This is a genomic window from Yersinia sp. 1252 StPb PI, from assembly GCF_048593885.1.
In the GTDB taxonomy this organism is placed as follows: Bacteria; Pseudomonadota; Gammaproteobacteria; order Enterobacterales; family Enterobacteriaceae; genus Yersinia; species Yersinia enterocolitica_E.
On the sequence record NZ_JAZGQE010000025.1, the window covers coordinates 20,586 to 38,953 of the forward strand.

Sequence of the window (18,368 nt, forward strand, 5' to 3'; positions counted from 1 at the left end):
ATTGACTATTTATAACTTCATTTTAAAAATAATTACTGTAAATGTGAACGTGATCTTGTAAATAAATAGTTACGGAACAATTTCATATTGCTGAATATGAGTTAATAACCGACTACTCCTGTTATTTAGGTCGAGGTTAACATTCACTTAAAATGATATAGATCACATTTTTAGTTCTATCTAGTAAATGCAGCCCCTATCGCTGTAAACATCATTCTGTTGAGATGTGAATAATAAAGGGTGCAATTAATGCACCCTTTATCAAATAGCCGAAGACAATACTATTCGGTTTTTATTGTGGGTAAGGCACCCAGTCACCGCCATTTAATCGAATATAAGGTTTTCCCTGATATTGAATCACAATGGCATTATCGTTTTCCGATATTACCGCCGTTTGCGGCAATCCTTGTGTCAGGGCCTGCCAATCGATAGTCGGCGCAGTAAATACTTTGCCATCGACCATACGTGATACTAATTCAGAAAGCGCCAGATAGCTGCTTGGCGTATTGATAATCACCGGGCTGGCGGGCTGTGGCGCTTTGATTCCCATTAACGTAATCCCAACAGGGATATGCGTGATACTTGGGCTGGGGATATCCCTCAGGCCGGACATCTGCATTTTATCGCCAACCAGCGCGGCTCCATGCTCTGGTACCACCACCACCATAACTTTGCGGCCTGATTTTTCCAACGCCGCCAAAAACGTATTCAATTGGTCAAATAGCGTTTGGGCGCGAGCGTGGTAATCAGCCGTTTTATTGGTACCAACGAAACGGTTACCATCATGTAACGGTATGATATTCATGAAGGTTGCGCTGCGGCTATCCCCCCCTTTCTGCTGCTGTTCCAGCCAGCGGTTGAGCAGTTCCAGATCATTGTAAATTGGCTCACCATCGAAGGACGCCAATTGATTACTGATGCCTTTTTGTGACATCAGCGGTGCGCGCATATTGCCGTCATCTTGAATGTTTTGCAGATAATTACCAAATACACCTGAGTGGTCCATCATCAACTGAGATGCGAAGCCAAGTTTCGCAAGATTATCAAACAGATAACACTGCTGCTCTTGTGGCAGATAGAGGTCTTTGTGCGATGACTGGCCACAACTGGCGCGCAGTAGTCGAATAGAGGCTGGGCCACTGTAGGCGGTGGCAGAGTTGAAGTTCTTGAACAGAATATCAAACTTATTCCACAGCGGGTGCTTATCCAGTTGGATAGCTTCAATGTCTGACCAAGACAGCGAGCAGATATTAATAACTAATAAATCAAAAGGTTGCGCATCTGTTGGCAGCGATGTAGGGAATGCCGTATGGCGGGTTTTCTCCTGCTCATAAAATGCATTCAGATAAGCCGTCAGATTGGCATCGGTTGGTGGGCCACTGGCCGCCACCTGATGACTATTAGGCGTTGGCGGCTCAGCCCCCAGTGTTACTGGAGATGATGCTACCGACGTTTCAGCGGCAGGTGCCAGAGAAAATGCCGGTGCGGCGATGCTGGCAACATTCAGCCAAATCATGGCTGCAACAACAAAAACCGTCACCCGAATCCACTGTGAAATAAACAGGTAGCCCACCAGGATAACAAAGGCGGTTCCTATCATGGCCCAGTTAATAAAACGGCTAATTAATTCAATTAGATAACTGAAGCTAAAGCCGGTAATCTGCGAGCCTTGGCTCAGGATACTGTTGAGCCCCGGTAGCCAGGTGTCGTGATACAGCAAACCAATACCTATTGGGATCGCAATCCAGTGACGCCAGCGGTGGACCCTATAGGCCGGGATCGGAAATAGCAGGAAAGCAATAAACACCAAGTTTGCCAACGGATGGAAGTTCAGGTAACCAAACCACAGCAAGGCAAACTTTAGCAGGAAATAGTAGTTCCATGCGCCAAGACCACGCCAATAGCGCCACGGGCTCGGTGATTCTTGCAGTTTATTCTTTGCATTCATGGTTGTTTCTTCGTCAGTGAAGAGGAGCCATTACGCAACCAAACCCCTTCTGATTTTAAATATCGCGCAGATAAGAACAGATGTTGTCTTTTCTCCCACCAGCGTGGAAACCAACGGTGTGCCACATAACCCAGAGGGAAAAAGATAACCGCAGCGCACAGCAGGATTTGCCAGATATCGTTGAGATTCATTGGGTTCGCTCCTTGTTCGGTCCGACATTCAGTGCCAGAGGCACGGGGACTCGTCGGCTAACTTCGGCTTGCTCAGCTGTATCAATCTGTTGCGTATAGGATTTTTTGTCACCGGTCATTTGCCATGCATCGGGGGTATTCATCCGATGAATCTCAGCGATAATTGCCTGATCCTGATACCACACCCGTTGGTTACTGAAAATTTCAGCCACCGGCAAACGGAATATATACTTCAGAGCAGTATCTAAGTCATTGATACGGCAGGTTGAAAGGAATAATACCACATGGTTATCAGCTACCGTTACCACATCACCATAGCGGCGTAGATAGCACAGTGTTAGTGCTTGTCTGGCCTGTAACCCAGGGACTGTCCGCAGAGCAACCATGACACCTTTGCCGTTTTCTGGCAGTAGCGTGTTGTTCATCAGTTGCAAAACAGAGTGGCAGAACTCCGCGGGAGGTAAATAACCTTTAAGCTGAAGTGGGCGTAACGCCTCCAATAACGCATTGATATCTTGAGGAACATGCCGAGAGGAATGTTGGCCCTGAATACCTTCCAACATGGTAAGAAAGCGTGACAGCGGTGCGATGTGAGGCACGATCAGATTCGCGCCGCAGGCCAGCAATAAACGTTCATCGCTGTAACGCAGGCTGGCGTTCATTTCACGCACCACAATTTTGATAGCATCACCCCGTTGGCGGCGTATGTTATGGATCTGATGTGCTAAATCGTCGATTTGCTCACTTTGATTAAGAGCAAAAATCAATGTGGCGGCATGAGCACTTATTGCCCGCTGCGCCAATACTGCATTATTATCAAGTAGTTGCCAGTTGGTAGAGAGTGGCGGAGCGCCTTCCAAAATAGTGCGTTCCGCCAAATACAGATGCTCATCATTACGTGAAGGCGGCAGTGCCTGTTGAACTTCATCCGCCATGCTCCAGCCTTGTTCATCTGCTTCCAATCGGACTAACTGATTGGCGGTAACCCCTTTTTCAGTGCTCCACCAAGAGGCAACATACTGGGCATTATCTTGCTGCCATTGCAGGCTAGCCAATCCTTGTAAATAACGGTGCTGGCTAACTAATTGATTCTTAATTTTATTAATACCAGAACTGTGGCAAATTACGATTAACGTACAGTTTTGCGCCTCCAGCCATTGCTGAATATGCTGTAGCCACTGCTGCATCTCTTCGCCAGTGAATGTTTGCCATAAACTGGCCGGTGCTAACAGAATGAACAGTCGCTGTTGCGGCCGTAATGAACGCATTAAATCTTGAGTTAAATGTAGTAATGCTTTTCTTTGTGCCGGTAAGGTAAAAAGTGGCAATTTATAGGGGCCATAACCCACAATGTTTGCCAGTAATTTCTCAGGTTTTAGCCCGCAACAAATCAATGCGGCTCGAGTATTTTCAGATTGGTTACGAATAAGTTGCTGACAGAATAAATTAGCATCAATTTGACGTTCAATATTGACCCAATAAAACCCAGGCGCCTGCATCACGGCTAATTCATCCCAGATTTTTCGAATACCTAATGTGAAAGATCGTGGCATAGATTCTTTATCTGCTTGGTTAAAATGCGATTGGGCCAATTACTGGATAAATTCAGTTAACAATTGTAACATTGCAATAATTATTAACCAATGTCTTTACCGTGATAATAATCTAAGACTCATCTTATTGGGAGAAAGTATACTCAAATTATTGTTATAATTACTTACCATAGCCTATTTTCTAAAGGCGGATAAATGAAAACCATAATAAATCGATTTCACGCCAAAACATCGCTCGAATCTCAGGATGATCTACTAGCATTAACTCAGGCTTTCTCATTACCAACGTTAAGTTATATCGATATCGTCCGTCAGGAACGATTAACTCAGATGATGGCTCGCTGGCCATTGTTGGCTGAACTGGCACAATCCACAGGGAGTGAATAGTTTATGCCGGTACTGGCGTTACAAGGGATAAGAGGGGGGATTGGTACCACATCGGTAACCGCCGCGCTTGCCTGGGCATTGCAACAACTGAAGGAATCAGTTCTGGTGATCGATTTTTCACCGGATAATTTACTGCGGTTGCATTTTAATATGCCGTTTGATCAACCCCGTGGTTGGGCCAAAGCTGAAATTGAGGGCCAAGGTTGGCAGCAAGGGGCGATGCGCTATACCGAAGGGTTAGATTTTCTGCCATTTGGCCAACTAACTCTCATTGAAACTGAGCAACTGAACGCGTCCTTACAACAGCACCCCGGTCAATGGCGAGAAAACCTGTCTGCGTTGCAAGCCAGCGCGCCCGATTGCTGGATTCTATTGGATATCCCTGCGGGTGATAGTATATTCACGCGCCAGATTTTAGCGCTGGCTGATCTGGTGCTGGTATTGATCCATGCCGATGCCAGTTGTCATATTCGCCTACATCAGCAAAATCTGCCTGTCGACTGCCATTTCCTGCTGAACCAATTTTCTGCCAGTAGCCATCTACAACAGGATTTACATCAGCTTTGGCTACAAAGCCTGGATAACTTATTACCTACGTTTATTCATCGTGATGAAGCAATGGCTGAAGCGTTGGCGGCCAAACAACCATTGGGTGAATACAGTGGGCAAAGTTTGGCTGCTGAAGAGGTCACCACACTGGCAAATTGGTGTTTGATTACTGTGGCGAACAACAGGCTATGAACTACTTGATGCGGATGTTATTTCTGACCCCGGTTTATCAGGGGATGCGCCGTCGTTATCATCTGTATATGCAGCAAGGTTGCACCGTGCTTACCGCTTTTCTGACCACGTTGGCGCTGCCGTTGTGCTGGATTTTTCTGCGTTTTGAGTCGCCCAGTTGGCAACGTGTAATACAAAACCGCACTTACTGGTTCCCACAGATTTCACCTATTCGCCCACGGCTTGGCGATGGCCTACGGTATCTCTTGCAAGGGCTGTGGCTGATACTGACCTATCCTGAATCGCGCAATGAAAAGAGGCTCCAGCCTGCCGCAGTCGGCAAAAAGTGGGTAAAACATACAAGACAAGGTTATATCCGTTGGCTGGGGAACATGCCCGAACGTTTTGAACTCCAGCGCCTGGAACAATCGCTTATCACCCGATTAACCCCGTCATCAAAGCGCACCCGCCGGGTCCTGTTTATTATTTTGGGTATTTTCACCGGCATATTAGCGCTGCTGTGTATTTCTCAGCCGTTTGGCATGATGGCGCAGTTCGTTTTTGTGCTGCTGCTTTGGGCGTTAGCGATGGTGGTGCGACGGGTGCCGGGCCGCTTACCAACCTTAATGCTTATCGTGCTGTCTTTAACCGTCTCCTGCCGCTATCTGTGGTGGCGCTATACCGAAACGCTGAACTGGGATGACCCCGTCAGTCTGGTATGCGGCTTATTGTTGCTGTTCGCTGAAACATACGCCTGGGTGGTGCTGGTGCTGGGTTACTTCCAGACCATTTGGCCGCTTAATCGCCAGCCGGTGGCAATGCCGGATGATATCAATAGTTGGCCGACCATTGATTTGATGGTGCCGACCTATAACGAAGACCTTGGCGTGGTTAAACCAACTATTTATGCCGCTCTTGGTATTGATTGGCCAAAAGACAAAATCAATATCTATATTTTGGATGATGGTAACCGACCCGCGTTTAAAGCATTCGCTGCTGAGGTCGGGGTGCACTACATTGCCCGACCCACCCACGAGCATGCTAAAGCCGGTAACATTAACCATGCATTGAAACAGGCTAACGGTGAGTTTGTCGCTATTTTTGACTGCGACCACGTGCCGACCCGTTCTTTCCTGCAACTGACGTTGGGTTGGTTCTTTAAAGATACCAAGCTGGGCATACTCCAGACGCCGCATCACTTTTTCTCTCCCGACCCCTTTGAGCGAAACCTGGGGCGTTTTCGTCAGACGCCGAATGAGGGCACACTGTTTTATGGCTTGGTGCAAGACGGTAACGATATGTGGGATGCCACCTTCTTCTGTGGCTCTTGCGCTGTGCTGCGCCGCAGTGCGTTAGATGCTATTGGCGGTATTGCGGTAGAAACAGTGACTGAAGATGCCCATACCTCGTTGCGTATGCACCGTAAAGGATACTCCTCCGCCTATATCCGCATTCCGCAGGCCGCAGGCTTGGCAACCGAGAGTTTATCGGCGCATATCGGGCAGCGTATCCGCTGGGCGCGGGGCATGGTTCAGATCTTCCGGCTGGATAATCCGCTACTGGGTAAGGGGCTGAAGTTAGTCCAGCGCTTATGTTATGCCAATGCCATGCTGCACTTTTTATCCGGTATTCCACGCTTAATCTTTCTAACCGCTCCGCTGGCTTTCTTGTTGCTGCATGCTTACATCATTTTTGCTCCGGCACTAGCGATTGCACTCTATGTGTTGCCGCATATGATCCATGCCAGTCTGACCAACTCCCGTCTGCAAGGGAAATACCGCCATTCCTTCTGGAGTGAAATCTATGAAACGGTGTTGGCATGGTATATCGCCCGTCCGACCACCATGGCACTTCTCAGCCCACACAAAGGGACGTTTAACGTGACGTCGAAAGGGGGGTTGGTTGAAGAGCAGCATGTGGATTGGGTGATCACCCGCCCGTATATCGCGCTGGTTCTTCTCAATGTTGCCGGCCTGATTGCGGGTTTGTGGCGTTTGGGTCATGGCCCGTCGAATGAAATTATGACGGTGGTTATCAGCTTGGTGTGGGTGATTTATAACATGACGATTTTAGGCGGTGCCGTCGCGGTGGCAGTTGAAGCTAAACAAGTTCGCCAGTCACACCGGGTCGAGATAGCCATGCCAGCCGCAGTAGCTCGTGCTGATGGTCACTTGTTCTCCTGTACATTGCGCGACTATTCCGATGGTGGCGTGGGGATTGAAATGCGCGAAGCCGGATTACTGCAAGAGGGTGAGGCGGTTCATTTACTGCTCAAACGTGGGGCGCAGGAGTACACCTTCCCCTGTGAGGTGACCCGTGCCTTCGGCACTAAAGCCGGGATGCGAATGCATCAACTGAGCGTGGCACAACATATTGATTTTATACAGTGTACCTTTGCCCGTGCCGATACCTGGGCGCTGTGGCAGGATGGTTTTCCTGAAGATAAGCCAATTGAAAGCCTGCGCGATGTGTTGGCGCTGGGCTTTAAAGGATATGTCCGTATGGCCAGCTATGCGCCACCGGTAATGCGAAATGTATTAGTAGGATTTACTTCCCTGATTGCCTGGATAGCGTCATTTGTACCCCATGGCGTCGGTAAAAATCAGGCTCCGAGTAGCCAAGGCCAGACAGTGGCTCAACATTGATGATGGTATGGTGATGAGAAAAATAACGTGGTTTACCGCATTGGCTTTGGGATTGACGTCATTCACCCATGCTGAAACTCCAACGGTACCGTCAGCTCAATCGGCGGTCATGGCCACTGACGCGGCGCAGATACCCGCAATATCGGGTGATATACCGGTGCGCGACGTAGAATATTCGTTTGCCAAAATCGCGCCGCCGCCGGGGACCTTCTCCTTGCGTGGCACTAACCCTGAAGGCCAGCTTGAGTTCGGCGTGCGCAGTGATGAGGTGGTGACTCATGCGACCTTGAATCTTGAGTTTACGCCATCACCTTCGCTGATCCCGGTGGAGTCGCAGGTGAAAATCTTGCTGAATGATGAACTGATGGGCGTCATGGCGATCACCAAAGATCAGCTTGGTAAACCCACCCACCTTCAATTACCGATCGATCCGCGTTACATCACTGATTTCAACCGCTTGCGGTTAGTTTTTGTCGGCCATTATCAAAATATCTGTGAGAACCCAGCGAGCAATACCCTGTGGTTGGATGTCAGTAAGTCCAGCTCACTGGATTTGCGCTATCAATCGCTGCTGGTTAAAAATGATTTATCCCACTTTCCTGAGCCATTTTTTGATGCCAGAGATAATCGCCCGCTGATTCTACCCGTGATATTTGCTGCTGCACCTGATGTGTCGCAGCAGCGGGCCGCGGCTATTCTGGCCTCATGGTTTGGTGATAAGGCGCAATGGCATGGGCAGAACTTCCCGGTATTGTATAACCAACTGCCTACTCAGCATGGCGTAGTATTCGCGACTAACGCTCAACGCCCTGATTTCCTAAAAGATTACCCGCCGGTGAAAGCTCCAACGGTGGAAATCATCAGTCATCCGAATAACCCGTATGTGAAGTTATTGCTGATTCTGGGGCGCGATGATAATGACCTGATTACTGCGGCACAGGGGATCGCGCAAGGCAATATTCTGTTTCGTGGTCAGAATGTAACGGTGGATAAGGTTGAGCCATTAGCACCTCGCCTGCCTTATGATGCACCAAATTGGGTGCGTACCGACCGCCCGATGACATTTGCTGAGTTGCAGCAATATCCTGAGCAACTGCAAACATCGGGATTACTGCCGCCGCCGATTTCATTAGCGATGAATCTGCCACCGGATTTGTTCTTGACTCGCAGTGCTGGTATCGATATGCGCTTGATATATCGTTACACCTCAACACGTTTGATGGATGGTTCCCGCTTAAGTATCAGCTTGAATAATCAGTTTGTGCAGGATTACCCACTGTCACCGAATATGCCCGAAGACAGTAAGATCCTGCGTCTGCCACTGCTACAAGGCTTACAGGATGCCGCCAAAAGGCTAAGCATTCCGTCCTTGAAACTGGGCGCGACTAATCAACTACGTTTTGATTTTGATTACAGCACCTTGCTGGCAAGCGGTGCCGAGGGGCGATGTGAAACCTATTCTACCGCGCCGAATCACGCGGTAATTGACGGTAACTCTACGATTGATTTCTCCGGCTACCGTCACTTTATGGAAATGCCTGATCTGCGGGCATTTGCCAATGCTGGATTCCCCTTCAGCCGTATGGCTGATCTCTCCGAAACGCTAGTTCTGGTACCACCAAACCCGGCACCAGCACAGATAACCACCCTACTCAATGCGGTGGGAAATATCGGGGCGCAGGTGGGTTATCCCGCGGTCGGTATTAACATTACCGATGATTGGTCACAGGCGGCGAAGAAAGATGCAGATGTGCTGATTATTGGCACCATTCCGCCAGAACTGCGCAATGATCGAAAGATTAACGTGCTGGTGGAACAGACCCTGAGTTGGGTAAAAATGCCAAACCGGCAAACCGGCTTACCAACCATGATGGTACCGCAATCAGATTGGGTAGCAGACAGCCAGGCGACGATAAGCTCTGAAGGGGCGATGTCGGCGATTATCGGTCTACAGTCACCTCACTTCCCTCAGCGCAGTATTGTGGCGTTATTGGCCGACAGTTCGCGTGGTTATACCTTACTGAACAATGCCATGCTCGATACCGGCAAACGCGAAGCGATATTTGGCTCGGTCGCGGTTATTCGCGAGTCGGGCGTCAACAGCCTGCGAGTTGGTGAGACCTATGATGTCGGTCATTTACCGTGGTGGGAACGTATCTGGCATACCTTATCTACCCATCCGGTACTGTTGGCAGGGGTGGCCGTATTGGTCGTGGTTATGGCTGCAATGATGGTCTGGCGTGTATTACGTCTGATCAGTCGCCGCCGGTTATCACCTGATGAGCGAGATTGATGTTGAAGGTCGTGATGTTTAAGCGACAGATCTGTGCCCTGCTGCTCGTCAGTTTTGGTAGCGCAGCAACATGTGATTGGCCAGCATGGCAGCAGTTCAAACATGACTATGTCAGCGATGGCGGGCGCGTTATTGATCCCAGCAGCCCGAGGAAAGTCACCACGTCGGAAGGACAGAGTTATGGGTTGTTTTTTGCTCTGGTTGCCAATGATCGGGAAACCTTTGACCAATTATTATCCTGGACGGAAAACAACCTGGCCGCTGGGGATTTAACCGCACGTCTGCCGGTATGGCTATGGGGACAACGCAAAGATAATAATTGGGATGTTCTGGACCCCAATTCGGCCTCTGACGCGGATCTATGGATTGCATACAGCTTGCTGGAAGCGGGGCGGCTATGGGATAGCCGCCGTTACCAGACGATGGGTACTTTGTTGCTGCAACGTATCGCTCAAGAGGAAGTGGTGAATATTCCGGGCCTTGGCGAAATGCTATTGCCGGGAAAAATTGGTTTTAATGATGATGACCGTTGGCGGCTCAACCCAAGTTATCTGCCGCCACAACTGTTGGCCCGCTTTGCCTCTTTGGCGGGGCCGTGGAAAGCGATGGTTAAAGTCAATCAGCGCTTATTGCTTGAAACGGCACCCTATGGTTTCTCCCCTGATTGGGTGGTTTGGCAAGAGGGCAAAGGCTGGCAACCTGATGAGACACGGCCCGATGTCGGTAGCTACGATGCGATACGCAGCTATTTGTGGGTTGGTATGTTGTCCAATAACAGCCCAGAAAAGACTATATTAATCCAGCGCTTCCAGCCGATGGCGGCGGTAACCCAACAACGTGGGGTACCACCAGAAAATACGGATACCAGTAACGGTAAAACCAGTGGTAAGGGATCGGAAGGGTTCTCGGCAGCATTACTGCCATTCTTAGCCAGTAGCCCTGAACCCTATAATCAGCAAACCTTGAGCGTGCAACAACAACGTGTGCAAGATTCGCCACCGCCCGCAGATGCCTATTACAGTGCGGTGCTGACATTGTTTGGTCAGGGATGGGCGCAGCATCGTTATAGTTTCAATCGTCAGGGTGAGCTTCAGCCCTCATGGAACAGTCAATGCGCAACATTAAAATATACTGGCTCTTAAGCTTAGCGCTGTTGTCCCAAGCCTTTACCACTCCGGCGCAGGGCGCAGAGCCTATCTCACCGACCCAGTTTTTACTGGAGCAGGTACGGCTAGGGGAAGCAACCAATAGAGACGAGTTGGTTAAGCAATCACTGTATCGCTTGAATATGATGGACTCGAATAACCCGGAAGTGGTGGCGGCAGGAATGCGCCAGGCTCTGAGACAGGGTAATTTGGCTGAAGCACAAAAACAGTTGGATAAGCTGCAACAATTGGCACCCGACTCAGAGGCTTATCAGCGGGCTAAACTGCTGTTGGCGCTGACTAAGCCGGAGGTACGCCAACAATTACAACAAGCGCGTCTGTTAGCGACCGCCGGGCGGGTGACTGAGGCCAAAGTTCAATATGATCAACTGTTGCAAGGCAAACCACCAACACTGGATCTTGCTGTGGAATACTGGCGGTTGGTCGCACGTGTACCGGGGCAGGAAGCCCTCGCCACCCAGAAATTAGCCGCGCTTGACCAACAATACCCCGGTAATGTCGCGCTGCGAATGGCCTTGGCGCGCCTGTATTTCAATCAGCAAAATGCCACACAAGGTTATGCCATATTGGAGAAAGTGGCCGCAGACCCAGTGGGAGCTTCAGATGCCGCAGACTTGTGGATGGAGACGGTCAAAACCATGACTGTCAGTCCACAAAGCGTGGCGGCGCTGACCCATTTCCTCAACATCTTCTCGTCTGGCCCTCAGGCTAATCTCGCCCGTCAAGCATTAGCCAGCCAGCAGGCCATGCTGGCTTCACCGACTTATCAAGCGCGTTTAAGTGGATTGGCAAAAGTAGACAGCGGTGGCGGGGTGGCGGCGATCCCCGCACTAAAACAGGCACTGGCTGCCGCACCTAATGACCCCGAGATCCTCGGCGCGCTGGGTCTGGCATATGCCCGTAGTGGTGACCGTGCCCAAGCTCTGCGCTTGTTTGAACTGGCGCAAAAATCAGATAAAGATGGTCTGAAAAGCGACAAGTGGATCAGCCTGATAAAAACCAATCGCTACTGGCTGCTAAATGACGAGGGGGATAAAGCGCTGAAAGCCGGTAATACCGGGGTGGCACAACAGAAATACCAGCAAGCGCGCCATATTGATGGCAGCGACAGCTATGCATTGATTGGTTTGGCTGATGTTGCCGTGGCCCGTCATGATGATAAAACGGCCGAGCAGTATTATCAGCAGGCACTCCGTCTGGACCCATCAAACGGCAGTGCGGTACGAGGGCTAACCTATATCTACCAGCGCGAATCGCCGCAAAAAGCACTGAGTTATCTGAGCAGTTTGTCACGCAGTCAACAAGCCAAAATGCGTGACACATTAGACAGCCTGCAAGTCGATATGCTGAAACAACAAGCCGAAAATCTGGCGGCGCAGCAACAATGGCATCAAGCAGCGGAAAGATATCGCCAGGCGCTGAAGATGGCCCCGGATGATGTCTGGATAACCTACCGGCTGGCACAAGCGTTAGCGCAAGAGGGGCATTTGGTGGAAGCTGACGCACAGTTCCACCAATTAGCGAGCCGTAAGCCGAAAGACCCCGAGCAGGTATATGCCTATGCGCTGTATCTCTCCAGCACCGGGCGTGATAGTCAGGCATTGGTGCATTTGGCAACACTGCTAACCCTGCACTGGAACGATAATATCCGCGCTTTAGACCAGCGCTTGAAATTTGCTCAGCTACTGACATTAGCTCGCCAACTGCGGGCTAGTGGTGATGAAGTAGGGGCGATAACCCTATTACGTCAACAGCCAGCCAACACTGCCATTGACTTGACGCTTGCCGATTGGGCGTTGGAGCGTGGTGACTATCACGCGGCGCTGGTGGGGTATCAGCGAGTTCGGGCGCGCGAGCCACAAAACCCCGATGCTATTCTGGGTGAGATTGAGGCTTATATTGCCGAAGGCCGTCTCAGTGACGCTCGCCAATATTTACAACATGAGCCACTTTCCGGTGACGGGGTTAGCTTAAGCGCCCAGCGGCGGATAGCCAATGCCTGGTACGGTGTGAGTGAGCCACAAAAAGCGGCAGAGATCTTCCAGCGCTTGAAACCGGCGGCAGCTAAAGGGGGACCCTCACAGGATAATGCATTGATATTCCGTGATTCAGGTCGATTAGCACAAGTGCAGGGGCAACCCGCTGCGGCACAAGATGATTTCAAACATGCCATGGTAGCCAGTGGTATCACACCGACACTGGCGGCGGATAACGACAGTTATACCTTGCTGACCCGCAATCAGGCCACCGATGACTGGCTTAAGCGGGGCATTCGTTCTGATGCCGCTGACCTTTATCGCCAGCAGGATACCCGTATCACGATTGATCACGACTACCTGCGGTCAAGCGGCACGGAAGGGATTTCTGATCTCCGGGCGCACAACACCATGTTGCAGGTAGATACCTCGCTGGCTGATGGTCGGGCTTTCTTACGAACAGATACGGTGCAGATGGATGCCGGGACCTTTGACAAGAATACTCGATATAAAGCCGGTACCTGTTACCAGACAGAAAAGCCATGTCAGACTAATCTACATCAACAGGCAACGGGTACCAGTGTTGCCGTGGGCTGGCAAAATGACAGTTGGGAAACTGATCTCGGTACTACACCGATGGGTTTTGATGTCGTTGATGTGGTCGGTGGGCTGGCATACAGCAATAGTTGGAATCATATTGGCTGGACCGCCACGGCGTCACGTCGGCCAATATCCAGCTCGATGCTGGCCTTTGCCGGAGCCAAAGATCCGAATACCAATGTGACCTGGGGGGGCGTGCGTGCCAACGGTGTGAGCCTGGGAGCCAGTTATGACCGAGGTGAGGCTCACGGAGTGTGGAGCGATTTAAGTTATCATTACCTGACCGGGCAGAATGTGGCGGATAACCAGCGGCTGCGCTTTATGACGGGTTATTATTACAAGCTAATCAACGAAGATAACCGCCGTGTTACCGTCGGTTTGAACGGGATGTGGTGGCATTATCAAAAAGACCTCAGCGGTTATACGCTAGGCCAGGGCGGGTATTACAGCCCGCAAAAATATCTGTCATTGGCTATTCCGGTAAACTATCGGCAGCGGACGGCTAACTGGTCGTGGGAGTTGGGTGGGTCGGTGTCTGTTTCACATTCGGCAACCAGCTCACGGGCGCGTTATCCACTGCAAAATCTGCTCAACCACAGTATCCAGACCATTCCAGACCGGTATGAACCCGATGATGGTGATAGCAGCAATGGGGTGGGTTATACCTTGCGCGCCTTGATCGAGCGCCGGTTGAGTTCGCATTGGACATTGGGGGCTGGGGTTGATATCCAGCAGGCGAAGGACTATACCCCAAGCCATGCGCTTATCTACTTGCGTTACTCTCTGGCTGGCTGGCAAGGTTCACTGGATATGCCACCACAGCCATTGGTGCCATACGCAGATTTTAAGTAATCATTGGGTCGTGATGATTTGCACGAAAAAACAACGTTAGAGTGAGAAATAGCACTCTGACGTTGCGATCCTGATAGGAAAAGACTGAAACCCACGGTATTCTTCCCCTCCGGTTTGGTTTCACCAGATAAAATCTGAACGCGATCGAGTATCATACACCCAAAGTAACCGGCTCGCTGTGAGCGAGCCATAAGCTGATGCTGGTTAGTGCTTCGAGAGTGGAGAGCCGCTAACATCGCGGCAACTTCAAGCAAGAAGGGTATACTCAGACAGCATCGACGAGTCGCCATATCACCATGGCACCCTCTTATATTATTCAGTTGGCATTGGCGGAGAGCGAGTTTGCAGGTAAGGCGTTCATTAACGATTAAACAAATGGCGGCAGTGGCAGTTGTGGCACTGGTGACCATCTGTATTTTTATCGTCCTTCAGTTGTTCCACTTTGTGCAGCAGCGCAAAGATGACTACGCCAAGCAGTTGGAGAGCATCGCATATTCGGTTCGCCAACCGTTGTCAGAAGCCATACTAAGTGTCGATGTCCCACAAGCCAAAAAAATCCTCAATAGCTTGTTACCGATTGGTATTCTCAGCCGCGCTGAAGTGATATTACCGAATCAGATTCAGGTATTACATGCTAACTTCCCCACAGAACGGCCTGTTCCACGCTGGGCTAAGCGTATTTTTTCCCTGCCAGTACAGATAACAATACCGTTGTATGCACTGGAGCGGGTATCTGCAAATCCGCAGCCACTGGCACATTTAGTGTTGCGAGCCGACTCATTTCGTATGTATCAGTTCATTCTCAGTGCATTGTCGGCCATGCTATCGACCTATTTGTTACTGGCATTGGTACTTTCGGTCTCTATCGCCTGGTGTATTAATCGCCTGATTATTCATCCATTGCGGGCGATGGCCAAAGAGCTGGAAAAGATTGGTCAGCAAGGTGTGCTTAACCACCAACTGTCCTTACCTGCCCACCATCAGGATGATGAATTAGGCGTACTGGTACACAATTACAACCGTAACCAGCAACTATTAGCCGAAGCTTATACGGATATGACCCGTATAAATACCCGTTTCCCGGTGACTGAACTCCCCAACCGCCCGTTGTTTATGGCTCTACTTGAGCAGGAAATTGCAGCTGGTATGCATGCTGAGAAATTCCACCTGTTAGTCATTGGCATTGAAACATTGCAAGAAGTGTCCGGCGTAATGAGTGAAGAGCAGCACCGGCAGCTCTTGCTGACGATGGCACAGCAACTTGAACAATGCATTGATGAAAACAGCTTGCTGGCGCAACTGAGTAAAACTGAGTTTGCAGTACTTGCCAGAGGGATCAGCCGCCCGTTCCCGGCGATGCAGTTGGCGCGGCGGATTATGCTGCAAATTACCCAACCCTTAGTCTTTGGCAATATGCAACTGCGGCCCAGCGCCAGTATTGGGATTACTGATTACCAATACCAAGATGAAACAGCCGAGTCTCTGATGGGCAATGCCAGTACTGCGATGATGGCCGCTCACCATCAGGGGCGAAACCAGATTATCGTGTTTGAGCCGCATTTGACTGAGAAAACGCAAAAGCGACTGACTCAGGAGCATGACATTTTACAGGCAATTGAAAATCACGACTTCAGGCTGTTTTTACAACCCCAATGGAATATGCAAGATCAGCGGGTTATCGGTGCAGAAGCGTTGTTACGCTGGCCCCAACCGGATGGCAGTTATCGTTCCCCTTCAGAGTTTGTCCCCGGAGCGGAAGAGGGGGGCGTGATGATGCCACTGGGTAACTGGGTACTGGAAGAGGCATGCCGCATTCTGGCTGACTGGAAAGCACAAGGGATTACCCTATCTTTGGCAGTAAATATTTCGGGTTTGCAGGTGCAGAGTGATCAGTTTTTACCGCATCTGAAAACCATCATCGATCAGTATCAAATCGACCCGCGCCAATTATTACTGGAAATAACCGAAACTGCCCGTATTCAGAATCTGGATGAAGCTCTCGGGCTACTGCGCGAATTACAAGGGCTAGGTTTGTCGATCGCTTTGGATGATTTTGGTATGGGATATTCAAGTCTTCAATATCTCAATCACCTGAAAGGCCTACCAATCAGCATGATTAAGCTCGATAAATGCTTTGTGGAGCACCTGCCAGAAGATGATGTAATGGCGCGAATTATCGCCACTATTTCAGAAGTATTAAAGTTGCGAGTGATGGCCGAAGGTGTCGAGACCGATGAGCAACGTCAATGGTTGCTAAACCACGGTATTTACTGCGGGCAGGGTTTTTTGTTTTCAGAGCCATTACCGCGAGAGGTGTTTGAGGCGCGCTACATCCTTCGTCCTTGACGCCGCAGCGTTGTTAGCGGCACTCACTCACCCGAATCACTGACTTGAGTCAGCTCATCGGGATTCGTTTGCTGGCTGCCTGGCTGCAACGACAATGACTTTGGCTGTTCCCTTCGTCCTTGACGCCGCAGCGTTGTTAGCGGCACTCACTTACCCGAATCACTGACTTGAGCCAGCTCATCGGGATTCGTTTGCTGGCTGCCTGGCTGCAACGACAATGACTTTGGCTGTTCCCTTCGTTCTTGACGCCGCAGCGTTGTTAGCGGCACTCACTCACCCGAATCACTGACTTGAGTCAGCTCATCGGGATTCGTTTGCTGGCTGCCTGGCTGCAACGACAATGACTTTGGCTGTTCCCTTCGTCCTTGACGCCGCAGCGTTGTTAGCGGCACTTACTCACCCGAATCACTGACTTGAGTCAGCTCATCGGGATTCGTTTGCTGGCTGCCTGGCCGTTTTTCCATTTCAGGGGTATTGCGTTGAACCCAGCGGTAAGTTGCTCACTACTGGCTATGTGCAAATTACCAAAAGATGAGCCTTGTGTTTTTATAAAAAAAAGCATGATGTTACTTTGTGTTTATCGAGAATTAAGTGGGGTGAATGTAGGATAAATGCACTAACACAGGTAAATAAAAAATAAAATTCCCACGCCGTCGTAGGAATTTTATTTTTTATCTGTAGGCTAAAATACGGGGTGTTTGGGATTGGTTACTCCCCTAAATGGAAATGGATTATTTTATTCTTTAAATTAAAAACATAATAAGCTACTAAAATGATCTTAATCCACATTAACGATTACTTTTTTATATGTAGACGATCTAAAAATCTTCGACAAAGGAAACATTCAGTATAATATACTGCAAATTAATATTGCTTGCAGATCATTGATCTGTGATATCTGTATTTACCAGATGAATCGATCATGTATACTTTAATCAATAGCAAGTGAGCACAGCGACAAGGATGTTTCAGGTTTCTAAGTCGCTTAATATACAGCACGGACATTGTGAATATTAGAAACCCGCTTTACTCCCGCTCTTAAAAGATATTTAAAATATCGTTTTCGCTACCAAGTATATATATTGAGCTTCGACATTTATTGGATTGTTGAAAAAACTCATTACTGGTCTTATTGCCCAGCAGCGATAAATAGATATCTAATGGATTCTTGTGGAATAACCGCCACCAAATTAACACAACAGTACTGAGTTATTTAACTCATACATCTATTATTAATTGGAAATATAAATGAAAAAGTTAGCTATTATTGCCTCAATCGTTGCTGCATTCGCGGGTGTTAACGCTGCTCAAGCCGCTTCTACCGGTACCATCACTTTTAACGGTGAACTGACAGCGTCTACTTGTGACGTATCCGTCGACGGCCAGGGTGCAGACGCAACAGTAGTACTGCCAACTGTCGGTACTAACCAGTTGACTTCTGCTAACCAGGTTGCAGGCAGCACCGGCTTTAACATGGCACTGAGCAACTGTGCTGGCACCCTGAAAACAGTTTCAGCTTTCTTTGAAGCAGGCCCAAGTGTTGATGTGGTTACCGGTCACCTGAAAAACGTAAGCGGTACTGCTGGCCAGGTTAGCCTGGAACTGCTGGACGCGTCTAACGCCATGGCACCAATTAAAGCCGGTAACAGCAGCCAGACAACCAGCACGACTTATATTGATGCTGCTACGGG

Annotated in this window: 11 protein-coding genes; 8 read left to right on the forward strand and 3 right to left on the reverse strand. The window is 49.5% G+C overall.

The window, feature by feature from the left end:
- Positions 1-292 precede the first annotated feature (292 nt).
- Genes bcsG through bcsE form a run of 3 tightly spaced genes read right to left on the reverse strand, consistent with a single transcriptional unit; the run spans position 293 to position 3,692 of the window.
- Positions 293-1,948 (reverse strand): cellulose biosynthesis protein BcsG, encoded by a 1,656-nt coding sequence (bcsG, locus tag V2A85_RS06190; RefSeq protein WP_420071070.1) that lies wholly within the window; start codon positions 1,946-1,948, stop codon positions 293-295.
- Positions 1,945-2,139: a cellulose biosynthesis protein BcsF gene (gene bcsF / locus V2A85_RS06195; protein ID WP_083161393.1), complete on the reverse strand. Its 195-nt coding sequence runs from the start codon at positions 2,137-2,139 to the stop codon at positions 1,945-1,947. The genes bcsG and bcsF overlap by 4 nt, the downstream gene beginning before the upstream one ends.
- Complete coding sequence (gene bcsE / locus V2A85_RS06200; RefSeq protein ID WP_420071071.1) at positions 2,136-3,692, reverse strand: cellulose biosynthesis protein BcsE; 1,557 nt, start codon at positions 3,690-3,692, stop codon at positions 2,136-2,138. The genes bcsF and bcsE overlap by 4 nt, the downstream gene beginning before the upstream one ends.
- A gap of 195 nt (positions 3,693-3,887) precedes the next feature.
- Here bcsE and bcsR point away from each other — a divergent pair, with 195 nt between their 5' ends.
- From bcsR to V2A85_RS06240, 8 genes are all read left to right on the forward strand, one after another.
- Positions 3,888-4,079 (forward strand): cellulose biosynthesis protein BcsR, encoded by a 192-nt coding sequence (gene bcsR / locus V2A85_RS06205; RefSeq protein ID WP_083161389.1) that lies wholly within the window; start codon positions 3,888-3,890, stop codon positions 4,077-4,079.
- Between the two features lie 3 nt (positions 4,080-4,082).
- A complete protein-coding gene (gene bcsQ, locus V2A85_RS06210; protein ID WP_420071072.1) occupies positions 4,083-4,820 on the forward strand; it encodes a cellulose biosynthesis protein BcsQ in 738 nt (245 codons plus the stop codon).
- Complete coding sequence (gene bcsA, locus V2A85_RS06215; RefSeq protein WP_420071073.1) at positions 4,817-7,444, forward strand: UDP-forming cellulose synthase catalytic subunit; 2,628 nt, start codon at positions 4,817-4,819, stop codon at positions 7,442-7,444. Before bcsQ ends, bcsA begins: the two co-directional genes overlap by 4 nt.
- 7 nt (positions 7,445-7,451) lie before the next feature.
- Entirely contained in the window at positions 7,452-9,737 is a 2,286-nt protein-coding gene (bcsB, locus tag V2A85_RS06220) for a cellulose biosynthesis cyclic di-GMP-binding regulatory protein BcsB (protein WP_420071077.1), read from the forward strand.
- Positions 9,737-10,879, forward strand: coding sequence for a cellulose synthase complex periplasmic endoglucanase BcsZ (gene bcsZ, locus V2A85_RS06225; RefSeq protein ID WP_420071074.1), 1,143 nt, complete (start codon positions 9,737-9,739; stop codon positions 10,877-10,879). The genes bcsB and bcsZ overlap by 1 nt, the downstream gene beginning before the upstream one ends.
- Positions 10,849-14,331: a cellulose synthase complex outer membrane protein BcsC gene (gene bcsC, locus V2A85_RS06230; protein ID WP_420071075.1), complete on the forward strand. Its 3,483-nt coding sequence runs from the start codon at positions 10,849-10,851 to the stop codon at positions 14,329-14,331. The genes bcsZ and bcsC overlap by 31 nt, the downstream gene beginning before the upstream one ends.
- 342 nt (positions 14,332-14,673) lie before the next feature.
- A complete protein-coding gene (gene hmsP / locus V2A85_RS06235) occupies positions 14,674-16,677 on the forward strand; it encodes a biofilm formation regulator HmsP (protein WP_227746572.1) in 2,004 nt (667 codons plus the stop codon).
- Between the two features lie 1,248 nt (positions 16,678-17,925).
- A partial coding sequence (locus V2A85_RS06240) for a fimbrial protein (RefSeq protein WP_420071076.1) occupies positions 17,926-18,368 on the forward strand: 443 nt, incomplete at its 3' end.